The sequence below is a fragment of the Chitinophaga filiformis genome, assembly GCF_021646545.1.
Classification (GTDB): Bacteria; Bacteroidota; Bacteroidia; order Chitinophagales; family Chitinophagaceae; genus Chitinophaga; species Chitinophaga filiformis_A.
In genome coordinates, this window is record NZ_JAKIRP010000020.1 from 102,152 (window position 1) to 114,867 (window position 12,716).

Consider the following 12,716-nt stretch of genomic DNA (forward strand, 5'->3'; position numbering starts at 1 on the left):
TTGTTTTGTTCTCTTAGTTCATCTCTGCTATTCTACGGCTTCCAGCTCCAATATACGACTATGTAATTTAACTGTCGTAAATACATCTAATCCCACTTTCATCAGGTAGTCGCCGGAATACACCTTCCCATTGAATGGCTCATCAGGATTTTTTCCCGGCATCAGATTGATCTCCTTCACGCGGTATTTAGCTGCAGGGTTCAGGCCCTGGCATTGTACCGATAACAGGTTCTCGCCGAAGCGGGGGTGTATATCATATGCATACAGTATCGCTTGTTTTTTAGATTCGCTCACATACATCATTGCAGCGTGATTTCCTTCGTAAGGCGAAACGAGCCTGTACTGGTCGCCGCTGAAATTAATGTTTTTTATCCGGTTATACGTAGTTACGGCCGACTGACAGAAGGTCTGTTCATCCTTAGGGAGCTCTTTCACATTGATGTCAAAGCCCAGTTTACACTGCATTGCCACATCCACACGGAACTTGATGCTGGCATCATGATTCCAGCTGGTTACGTGGGCAGCGATGGATTTGGATGGGAAGAACTGGGAATATCCCCACTGGATAAAAAGACGTTCTATAGGGTCTGTATTATCACTGGGCCAGAACTCGGTGAAGTAACGGAGCCCTTCGTAGTCGGTACGACCACCACCACCGGAGCAAAGCATCATCGGCAGATTAGGATATTTAGCCTTGATGCGGTCCAGCACTTTGTACAGTCCGCGTACATACTCGATATACAGGTTGTTCTGCCTGTCTTTCAGGTAAGGCGAATAGATATTTGTAATCGGGCTGTTACAATCCCATTTCAGGTAAGCCAACTGGGGATTCTCCGTCATCAGGTGGTCTACGACGTTGAATACATGCTCCTGCACTGCCGGATTACTGAGATCCAGCACCAGCTGATTACGGAAGTAGTAACGCTCCCTGTTAGGCAGGAGGATCACCCAGTCAGGATGTTTCTCAAATAGCTCACTCTTCGGGTTCACCATTTCCGGTTCTATCCAGATGCCGAATTTCACGCCGGTTTTAACAGCAGCCTTTACCAGTGCAGGCACGCCGTTAGGCAGTTTGTTCGCCGTCGGCTGCCAGTCGCCCAGACCCTGTGTATCGCTGTGACGGGGATATTTGTTACCAAACCATCCATCATCCAGCAGGAACATGTCCGTGCCCAGGTATTTGGTTTCTTCGATCAGTCCTTCCAGTTTGGTCTCATTGAAATCAAAAGCGGTAGACTCCCAGTTGTTCAGCAAGGTAAGCCGATCGCCTTTCCCGTCTTTCAGTTGGTAATTACGCGCCCAACGGTGCAGATCACGGCTGCCCTTCCCTGTACCCTGGTTGCTCAGCGTAAAGATGAAAGAAGGCGTAGTAAAAGTCTTTCCGGGATCGAGTGTATAATCGGACGCATAAGGATTGATACCGGAGATAACGCGGAGGTTATTCTCGTTATCTACTTCAAAGGTGAAGCGGAAGTTGCCTGTCCAGGCCAGGGTCCCCATTAGGACCTGTCCTTCGTTTTCGCGGGGCTCGTCTCCCAGTCCTACGGTAAAGAATGGGGATACGTGCATATCTGCCCTGGCGCCCAGTTTAGAGTCCACTTCCTTTTTACCGAAGTTCAGCTGGGTAGTGCTCATATTCACTTCTTTCGCCCAGTCGCCGCTGAACTCTGTGAGGAAGTATTGCGCACGTTTCCAGTACAGCATGGACGAGGCATAACGGCTGATGTTCACCGGCTGTTTCTCGTTGTGGCTGATCTCTGTCCATGACTGTATAATGTTCTCCTTTGCGTAGGCCCTGTAGTACAGTTTTACCTGCACAGGGTACAGCTGATCTTTTAGGATGATCACGGTTTCTGTAACGCCGTCTGCTACTTTCTTCTCCGTGTGTGAAACGTACTGTAGCACGGTAGCCAGATTGCCATCATTGTGCCTGATGCCGAATGCTGGTTCAAAATAAGTTTCTGTGCCGGACACAGGATACACTTCCCATGCCTGTCCGTCGCTTTTGGATTTCATCTTAGGACTGAGCAACGCATAGTCGTCCGGAGATGACAGGCGTGGTCCCAGGTACAATTGAAAGAGGCGGCCGTTCTGCGCGGTCTGCAATACGAGCGCTGTTTCATTGGTGGAGATATGAATCGTCTCCGCCTGAACTGCTGTACGGGTTACAACAACCAGGAAAAACAAAATGGATAATATCTTCTTCCTCATTGATACAATTTATTGCTTGCTTATTTGCTATTGATTTTAAAAAAACGAACGTCTTTCGCCGGAATGCTGATAGTGTCGGCAACGTCAATATCGGTATGCGACCAGAGGTCACGTATTGTATAACGTTTATGCTGATCAAGTCCCAGTCTTTCCAGTGGCAGCTGCATGTTACGGGCATTTTCTGTGTAGTTGAAAACCGCGTAATAGGTGTTGCCTTTTGCGTCTGTGTATGTGAACTGATCTTCAGAGCGTTCCCCGGTACCTTCTACCGGTCGGAAGCTACGGCCCATAGCAGCAGCATTCACTTCGGCATTGGTCAGGAACTGTTTCGCTTTTGCCTTGCCCTCTTCGCTACCTTCCTTACTGAAGTCATCACCGGCTATAAATAGTCCGGTGATAACAGCAGAAGTAACACGAGCGCGGTTTTCCCCTTCTGAAGCCTGCTGCAGCACCACATGATCTGCATCATTGAAGCTGTAGATCTTATTGATCCACCAGCCATAGGAAACCGCATTGAGGGTGTACTCAGTATCCTTGATCTTGTTCCAGGCGTCGCAGGCTATACGCCGGGACTGGGCATACTGAGCAGGGAATATAGGCGCAATGGAGAGGTTGATATACATATCGCCGAAGTATTTATCCAGCAATTGCATACCATAGTTATACGCCGAGATACCGGACCTTATTCCGGGATTGTACCATTTATCTGCGTTGATAGCGCCATGCGCCATAAAATCGACTTTCACATACTGGAAGCCACAACGGTGAAAGAGATCCGCTACTTTCTTCATACGCTCTTCAATGGCCGGATGTGTAGGATCTATAGCGTAAGCACCGTCGAGATCCTGCGGCTGACCATTCGCATATAGATAAACATCTTTGAACTTATATTGTGGCGCCTCCTTTATGTTGGACTCGGGGCGTTTGCCCCAGTCTGTAAAAGGCGTCCAATAAATACCTGCCATCTGACCATTCGCCTTGCAGTGTTTTACAAAGTCTTTCAGCTGTTCTTCTGTGAAACGGTCCCAGCCTGAGTCCAGCCCTATCACCAGTTCTCCGTCGCTGTTTACAAAATGGTTGGGCTGCAGATTATCATGAAAGAAGTCTGATACCTCCAATGCTTTCTCGTAACTGATCTTGAACTGCAATACACCCCAGCTGTTCCATCCCATTGGCAGGGCCTTGTTCCATGCTCTTGGCGGAGCGATAGTAGCATTGGCGGCTCCGTAAGCATCCATCCCGATACGCCAGTCATTAAATACGCCCAGCATGACTTTGGGCGATTTGATAAGATGGCCTTCACGTGCACCGTGTGGTACGATGTCGCGCGTGGTGGAATCAGCAATACCTCCAAAGCAGGTCAGTGTATATGCAGCGCCTTCTTTATTCATGAGTACCGCCGACTTCCAGAAGTCATGTTCTACTGAACCTACCACTACTCCCTTTCTGCTATTGCCGTTGAAAACGGCCGTTGCTTCATAGCTGGTGAGGGAAGGAAAGTTCAGCGGATGGGACTGAAAACGGATCCACTTATCGTTGTCAAACGGTATGAACAGGGCGCGGTTGTCGCCACTGCCCAGGACATTCGAAACATCTGCCAGGTTCACCGGCGCCATATAATTGGAAGCGATGTTGCCGGAGGCAGCTTCCAGGGTAAAATCAGTGAGCAGGTAATCTTTGCCCGGGTACTGATAGAAAGACTGCACAAGGGTGGGCAGTTTTTCGTCCTTATAAGTCACCTGGATCAAAGAACCTTTGCCGAATGCATCTTTCAGGGACTTCACTGATTGTACTCCGCCGGCATAATCTTTCGTAGTGATCAGCTTCCCGTTCCATTTATAGGAAGCATACAACTGAAAATTGACATTACCGGCAGTTCGTGTAAGATGCAGAACTTTAGTGTTCCTGTCATACACGATCTTCCAGTCGGCGGGCGTAGCAGCATGAACTACGCTCCACCATAAAAGTGCGGCCACCGCTAGTAGCATGTGCGGGGCTATTCGTAGCATCTTCCTCATAATAAAGATAAAAGCAGGCCCGCTGGCCTGTAATCAGCGGGCCTGCCCCTTTTAAAAGTAACGATTAATGATAACCTTCATTCTGATCGGCAGGTGTAATATCGCCATTCAATTTCATTTCTGTATCCGGAATTGGTAACAGTACATTGAAGTTCTGGATGGTTCCTGACAGTTTCGTCCATTTGTTACGCGCCTTCACATATTCAACGTATTTCCCTGTACGGATCAGGTCTATACGGCGCCAGTCTTCGGCAAACAATTCACGCATGCGCTCGTCCATAATAGCAGTACGGAATGCGTCCTGTCCCATAGTGGTCCATTTCCTGTTGTCTGGCAAGGTACCACCCCAGGCGCGTGCACGTACTTCATTCACTATATTCACCGCTTCTGCTGTACGGTTCAATTCATTGAGACATTCTGCATAGCTAAGTTTAACGTCAGCCAGGCGCAACACCGGTATGTTTTTACCAGAGTTCCACATGTTATTGATCTTATTATCTGCATGCTTATCGGTACGGAAGTCTTCATATTTCTTTACATGCGGCAACAGCTCATCATGGTCATTACCCAGGTCTTCCCATTTCAGCGGGTCCAGGTTAGGTGTTTCACCATAGTAAGTAAAATCGTAGCGGATAGCCTCGAACCTGCGCTGGTCGCCCGGTTCCCAGATGCCGCCGCTATCTACCGAAGAATAAGCATACTGGGTAGGTACGATCTTATCGTATCCGGAATAGTAGCAACCGTCCCCGAAAAATGCCTGTACTGCACGGGAACCTATCTGGAACTGTATTTTGTTATTGTTCGGATACACCGGATTGAACTGGAATTCCAGGATCGCTTCCGCTGTATTTGGTGTGTTGTAATCCCACAGGTTCTTATAAGGTACGAGGGAGTAATCGCCCATCATCTTTTCAAAGCAGGCAGCTGCCTTAGAAAAGTCGCGCAGACCTGTGCTCACCGGAGCGGACATATAAGCCTTACCCAGCATAGCCCATGCAGCACCGGAGGTAGCACGACCGGGATCATTGGTTTTAGGACAATTATCGGCAGCCCTTTGCAGGTCTGCAATAATGAATGTCCATACATCTTTCAGCGGTTGGCGACGGAAACCTAATTCAGCTTCGTGGTCAAGATCACGGATAGGAATTTCACCCCAGTACATTGCCATCTGAAAATCGAGAAAGCCACGTACAAAGGATGCTTCACCCAACAATTTCGCTTCGCGGGAGCCTGCTTCAACAGTACCACTGCTAAGACCTTTAACGATCTTGGCAGCCTCGTTGACGATAGGCCAGCGGATGTTCCATTGATTGGCAATATGGTTCAGGGTAGAGTTCAGGTTACCGTCGTAGCGGTCCAGACCACCTTTATTTGCATCGCTCTTCATCTGCAAAGCGCCCTGCTGGGTTTCGTCGGTACCCATCATCATGATAAGTCCCTGTTCATCTGTACGGACAGCTTTCCAGTTGGCGTAAATCCCTTTCAGACTTGTTTCCACGAGGTTCACGTCAGCGTATACCTGGCTTTCATCGAGCCTGGTCACACTCTTTTCGTCGAGGAAGTTGCTACAGGAAGCAGAGAACATTGCAAATCCCGCCAGCATGCTCCATGTTAATATATTGCGTTTCATAATGATCTAACAGTTGAAGTTTAAAAACCTACATTCAGTCCAAATACGTACGATTTTATCGGAGGATAACCGTAATCGCCGGTCTCCGGATCCATACCCTTATACTTCGTAATGCAGAACAGGTTAGAACCGGTTGCATAGAAGCGCAGGTTATTCAGTTTCCAGTTGCTGAGCATTTTTCCTGGCAGGGTGTATGACAGTGTGAGTGCTGACAGACGCAGGAAAGACGCATTCTGGAGAGAATAATCGAGCTCGGATGGAGCGAAGCGATTGTAACTTGTATTTGCAATCACACGTGGAATATCGGTATTGGTATTCTCAGGTGTCCAGCGGTTCAGCAGGTCAACGGTAGCCATACTTTCGCCCACGCTGTTGATCAGTCCTTCATAGTAGCTGCTGATCTTCTTAGCACCGTAAGAGTATGTGAACATAGCGCTCAGACCGAATGCTTTGTAGTTCATGTTAGTAGAGAAACCACCATAGAACTTAGGATCTGTTTTAGCTACGACAGTCCTGTCATATTGGTCTACGATACCATCAGGTTTACCGCCAGGACCGGAGATGTCTTTAGCAAAGAGATCACCGGGATTTACAGTTTTACCGTTATAATTTATGCCATCCCAATCTCTGCGGTTAGATTCCTGTGCAATACCACCAGAAACGAACGTGTAAACAGTATGCAGGGACCTGCCGAGGAAGATGTTGTTTTCACGCTGTATAACGTTCTGATCGATGTTATAGATCTCGGTAGCATTACCATAGAGTTTTGTTACCTTGTTCCTGTCGAAAGAGATATTACCGGACACTGTCCAGTTGAAGTCTTTCTTCTGGATAACTTCGCCGGTTACAGAAAACTCCATACCCTTATTATTCACGCGACCGATATTCTCCCATTGTTTGGTAAAACCGGTGGTAGTAGCCAGGGAGCGGTCCAGCAAGAGGTTATCATTGTTGATGTCGAAGAAGTCGGCAGTGAACAGCAATCTTGATTTAAAGAGGCCTATGTTCAGACCGATGTTACTCTGCTTCTGTTTTTCCCAGGTGATATTCGGGTTACCACGACGACCGTCATTGGCGATCAGGGCATTACCATTATCAATCTTGGAACCATAAAGTGTCTGGAATGCATAGTTGCTGATATCCTGGTTACCTACAACGCCGTATCCAACACGCAGTTTCAACTGGTCGAAGAAAGTGACATCTTTCATAAAATCTTCCCTGGTCACATCCCATGCTGCAGACACAGACGGGAAGACGCCCCAGCGGTGTCCGTCAGCAAAACGGGAAGAACCATCGTAACGGGCAGTGGCAGTTAAGTGATACCTGTCTTTGTAGCTATAGTTTACACGACCGATGAAGGACATCAGGGAGTAGGCATAGAAGTCAGAGCCGAGTACTGATTTCTCGATAGCAGCAGCGCCACCCAGGTCAAAATACCCCAGATCGTCGCTGGCAAAGCGGTCGCCCTGCGCCTTAGTATAGTTAGAAGAACGCTTGCTGGAGCTGGTACCCACTAAAGCAGTGATTTTATGATCATTGGCGATAGTGGTATTGTAAGTCAGGGTGTTATCCCATTGCCAGTAAGTGTCACTCCATCTTTCATGTTTAGCGCGTGCGTCACCGTTGTAGTGACGTACAGCTTCCTGGATATTATGCGGCGTGAACTCAAACCAGTCCTGTGAGCCATAGTCCATTGAATAGCTGGAACGGAAATCCAGGCCTTTTATCGGATTAATGTTGATATAGTTGGCAGTGGTGATACGATTACGTGATCTGTCGCGCTGCATCAACAAAGAGTTGAATGGGTTGAAGTCGTTGTTATTCTGCTCACCGTGGGAACGGTAGTAGATAGTCAGATAATCGTACGTAAAGCGGGTAGCAGGATCGCGGTAAGGTGCATAGTCCAGCAGCGGATTGGCGTTCAGCGCCTTGCCGTATACGTCATCAGAAGGAATGACGTCATTGGTACGGGTGAAGCCGGTGTTGGTACCTACCTTCAACCATTTCTTCACGTTGTATTCTGCGTTGAAACGGCCGGTATATTTATTCTGTTTGGTATTCTCTACTACGCCTTTGTTACCTGCATAACCGAGACTCAGGTAGAACACGCCTCTGTCTGTGCCACCGGAAAAGCTTACGGCATGGTTCTGCTGGAGGCCTGTGCGGGTTACCTGATCCAGCCAGTTGTAACTCTGCTTTTTATTGTAAGTATCGAACTCCTGATTAGAGAAGGCGATATTGGTCTTCATCAGGGTGTTATCGATATAATCCTGGCGGTTAGCATTCGGATTATCTTTCAGGTAACCATTCGCATAAGCATCGATGCGCAGATCGAACAGCTGCTGTGCGTTCATGGTTTTAGGGATCCTGGTGAAGTCGGATGTACCGAACCAGGCGTCATAAGTTACCAGGCCATCTCCTCCCCTGCGCTGACCTTTCTTCGTAGTGATCACCACTACACCGTTGGCACCGCGGGAACCGTAGAGCGCTGTAGCAGATGCATCTTTGAGCACCTGTATGGAAGCGACATCGTTTACGTTCACGGAGTTAAAACCGCCCTGGTTGTTTTCCATGATCACACCGTCCACTACATAGATAGGGGAAGAACCGGCATTAATGGTGTTCAGACCACGGATCCTGATAGTGGCATCATCGCTGGGGCGCGTACCGGCGCTAACGAACACACCGGCAGCATTACCCTGTAATGCCTGGTTAATGTTGGTAACAGGTCTTTCCAGTAATTTTTTGGAATCGACTGTTGCAATGGAGCCCGTGAGGTCTGATTTTTTCATGCTGGCGCCTACTACCACGACTTCATCCACGATAGCGGTAGCCTGTTGCAGTTTGACGTTCAGCGCTGTAAGGCTGGTAAAGGGTACGGTTTGCGTTTCGAAACCTAAAAAGCTGAATTCCAGTGCGCCTTTGCTACTTTCAGATGCCAGGGAGAAGGCGCCCTGGATGTCTGTAACGGTACCGGTCCTGGTGCCGGTGAGCTTCACCGAAACACCCGGAAGCGGTTCTCCTTTCGTGTCGGTGACTTTACCGGAAATTCTGCCGCTCTGGGCAAAAACGGACACTGAGCCGGTCAGCATGGCTATGATGCATAGGAGCGACCATAGCCTCTTGGAAGCATTTTTTACATGCATAACGTGAAGCATAAAGTGTTTGTAAAGATTCTTTTAATGACAGGTATACTACTAGTTGACAATCTCCAATAACGTGAATTTGCATTTCGAAAATTCGTCCCCTTGTCGCCGGAATGAGCTCACGCAATCATTAAGTCGTTGATTTCCAGTAAAATTCTTTAGACTTTGATTGGTTTGTTCTATTCTGGTCTACTCAACAAATATAGGGTTAGTTTGGAATAATCAAAGCTAATTTTTTACGATTGGTAAAATTTTGGCTGGTGGTGTTGCTTGTTTCAACGAATGTCTTCCAGGCCTCTGCGGGCTACGGGAATAGTTTTAATGGGTTGATATTCGGTTAAGATAGTGTTGACATTCGGTGAAGGTTATAGCCTATAGGCTCTCTACTATAGCGTTATAGGCACTGTTCTATAGCCCTGGCTATAGAATAGCAGGCGTAACGCAGGACTATAGCGCCTATAGCTATAGAGTTAAAGCGAATGTCGGGTATAGTATGACGCTATCTCGTGGCCCCCGGTGGAGGTATTGCTCCGGTTCCAGGTGGGACCACTGGCTGAGTTCTTTGAAGTTTCCTGCTATGGAGCAGCGGAGGTCGTATTGGGCGATGGAATATCTATTAAATCCCTGGTGGGGCGTGTGGGGCATACTTCAAACAACTTAGGCCAGTGATCTCCACCTGGAACCGCCGCTGCTTCCGGGCGAACGATTGCGCTTATAGCGACCACCTTTTCCAGGATAAGCCGATATAGGTGGTTGACGTTATTTGAAGTCTGTTAAGAGGCTAAAGCCTGTTAAGATTCCCGTCGACGTTCTTATTCCTGTATTTCGATTCTCTGGTGGTGCCGAAGGAATATCTTACGGCGATGGAAAACTCCTTTACGTTTTCGTAATAGAGTCCGCGGGAGTTAATGTCGTTTAGCGTAAATTCTTCTTTAGCTTTCAAGGATCTGAAAATATCATTCCAGCTTATTGTACAGTCGATCCGAGAGGCAAAAGTCTTTGTGACGGAAGTATCCACCTGAAATAATGCGTTTCGTTCAAAGACACCCTCAGACCTCTTCGTCAGTGCCCATCCGGAAAGAGAGAAGGTCACATTCTTGGGTAGCTTAAACTGATTATTTGAGTAGAAGTACAGATACGGTTTAGTCTTACCCACTACTGCCGCCGCATCGGATATTTTGTTTGCTATGATAAATAGCTGGTTTGTTGAGGTCCATTTTTTATACTGGAAAGGTACCAATACATCCGCCATAAAGCCTGTTTCACCATTGTAATTGATGTCTGTACGTGTTAAGAGGGTTGCTGCAGGATTATATACAAATGAGGGATATATCGGATTATTCCTTTTGTACCTGCTGATGGTAGCCGACCGGTTCTTCCATTGAAAGGTTGCCGAGATATCGTTGGAAGTAGTAGGGTCTATGTTGATATTACTTGCCCATACAAAATAAGGGTTGATATAGTTAGATACCTGGCTCAGACTGAGATAGCCCGGCCTTGTAATACTTCTGGCATAATTCAGGGAGAGGTTCTTTTCATTCTTTAATGGAATATTCAGAGATGCTTTGGGAAATATCTGCCAGTACTTTTTCCTGACAGTGGCTGTCTCGCTGTTTCTGTAGCCCCCTTTAACATTGGTGTATTCTGCCCTTGCTCCAATGGTGAAAGGTAGTTTCTTTAGCTTGCCGCCAAGCTGTGTATATGCTGCCGCATTTGCCTCATCGTACAGGTAGTCGGAAGAACTGTGCGATGAGGAAGGAATGTCATCTATATTGAGGATGGCGTTAGCGCTTGCGGTGGATATATTACCTCCTGCTTCCAGTTCCAGGTTATTCTTAAAAGACTTTGAGAAGTCGGCTCTGCTACCGAAAACGCTGACACGATATTTCTGATCACGGTGTTCTGTATAGACGCTTTCGGTATTGTTGTAATTATTGAAAATATTTGTTACAAAATGTTCCCCATATCCAGCATACTGTGCACCCAGGAAAAGGTCTGCGGCAACCCTTTTTAGTTTCTTCTCATAGTTCAGACTGGCTGTGTAGTATCTTTTTGGATAGGTGCTTTTGTTGGTCGTAAAAACATGATCCTGCTCAGCTGGTGTCGTGAGAACAGAGTTGGTGTAAATGGGAAATGAAACGTCCTGGTATTTTGTGTTAACGTTCAGGGATATATAGTCGTCGGTATTGATCTGGTAGTGCACACCGGAATTTAAAATATATTCCGGCCTGTCGATTGTACTGATCAGGGAATAGCCAGTTTGAATATCCTGGTTCTTTATGCGGAAATCGTATTCATTGCTTTCCCATACCCGGACATAGTTAAACTTCAGGGCGTTGACCAGCTCCCACTTCTTCTTTTTAAAATTCAGGTTCATACCGCTGTAATTACTGTACCGGCGTTTGAATGATGCGGTTTCCTGTAATTCCACCTGTATGCCGTCCCGTTTATCTCTTTTCCTTGTGATAAGGATAAGGGCCCTGCCTTCCGCCTCATACTTTACCGGCGGGTTCCTGATAATCTGGACGTCCTGTATATCATTCGCGGAAAGTGTTGACAGATCGTTGACCGTCGCCTTCTGCCGATCGATGTAAATCAGTGCATTTCCTCTTCCGATCACGCTTATTGATTCTCCATTAGGGCTTACCTGGATCATGGGTAGCTTCGAGAGCATGTCAACCGAATTGGGAATAGAAGCAAAAACAGAACCAGCGATGTTTATTTTAACATCACCATTGCTGAAAGAGAAGTCCTTTTTCTGTGCAGATACGGTAACCTCATTTAAGGCGGTCGCACTGGCTTTCATTCCTATCTGAAGATTTATATCACCTGTTACCCGCATCCTTCTTATATCATCATTATACCCCATTGCGGAGATCCTTACAATGTACTCCCCTGCTGCGATGGGATCAAATGTAAACCGGCCATCTGCCAGCAATGTATATTTTACTATAGATGAATCCTTGCCGGATAAGAGATATACACTTCCTGCAGGAATGGTGTTGTTCTTCTCGTCCATCACCTTACCTGCGATGGTGTATTTAGTCTGGGACCGGGCAACGGTTACCATAAACAGAGAGAACAGGAATATCAGGCTACATTTCATACTCAGGATGGGTTAATGATGAAAACAGGTTCTTTCTTAAATGTATACTGTTTTCGCCAGATAATATTTTTTTTATCCAAAATTTCATATATTCACTACGAAATTTCAATATTACCCAATAAAATGTTCTCTGTTTGAAACGAAAGTAGCAAGTGTTTCAATTGTTAGACTCCGTGAAAATGATATACTATTCAGTTTGTTGACGATGCCTAGAGCCTATATCCTAAGAACGGACCAGTAAAGACAGATTTGCCAATTACCATTATGATTATTTCCACGCCAATGGTCAGGTCGGTTGAAGATACGGCATCGTAGCAGCGATCTCAGGTCAAGAGTCTCTAAATTCCAGGCAAGCGGGATACCAGAAATGATTTTTGTATGCATTGAGCATAGCTTACTGCTAAGCTCTTTGGATACGCATATGCTTACGTGAAATGGTTCCCGGAGAGACGGTACTTCCTATGCAGGTACCTGCAATTTTAAATTTGTTCAGCACATTTTTCATCTGGCTACATAGCACAGACAGGAGCACTATTTAATTCAAGTTAACAAATGACACATTAATAATACTATTCCCAATGACTAAGCAGATCTAATCAATACTG

At 46.6% G+C, this 12,716-nt stretch carries 5 protein-coding genes; all 5 read right to left on the reverse strand.

Annotation, left to right across the window (positions count from 1 at the left end; all coding sequences use genetic code 11):
• Positions 1 to 27: 27 nt before the first annotated feature.
• On the reverse strand, positions 28 to 2,211 hold the full coding sequence (locus tag L3C95_RS31630; protein WP_236394620.1) for an alpha-galactosidase: 2,184 nt from the start codon (positions 2,209 to 2,211) through the stop codon (positions 28 to 30).
• Between the two features lie 20 nt (positions 2,212 to 2,231).
• The gene (locus L3C95_RS31635; protein WP_236394623.1) at positions 2,232 to 4,220 is read right to left on the reverse strand and encodes an alpha-galactosidase; all 1,989 of its coding nucleotides are present in this window, start codon (positions 4,218 to 4,220) and stop codon (positions 2,232 to 2,234) included.
• 73 nt (positions 4,221 to 4,293) lie between these two features.
• A complete protein-coding gene (locus L3C95_RS31640) occupies positions 4,294 to 5,859 on the reverse strand; it encodes a RagB/SusD family nutrient uptake outer membrane protein (protein WP_236394625.1) in 1,566 nt (521 codons plus the stop codon).
• Between the two features lie 20 nt (positions 5,860 to 5,879).
• Positions 5,880 to 9,005 carry a SusC/RagA family TonB-linked outer membrane protein gene (locus tag L3C95_RS31645; RefSeq protein WP_236394627.1) on the reverse strand — a complete coding sequence of 1,042 codons (3,126 nt, stop codon included), beginning with the start codon at positions 9,003 to 9,005 and terminating at the stop codon, positions 5,880 to 5,882.
• A 781-nt stretch (positions 9,006 to 9,786) separates the two neighbouring features.
• Positions 9,787 to 12,111, reverse strand: a complete 2,325-nt coding sequence (locus L3C95_RS31650; RefSeq protein ID WP_236394629.1) for an outer membrane beta-barrel family protein — start codon at positions 12,109 to 12,111, stop codon at positions 9,787 to 9,789.
• Positions 12,112 to 12,716: the final 605 nt, after the last annotated feature.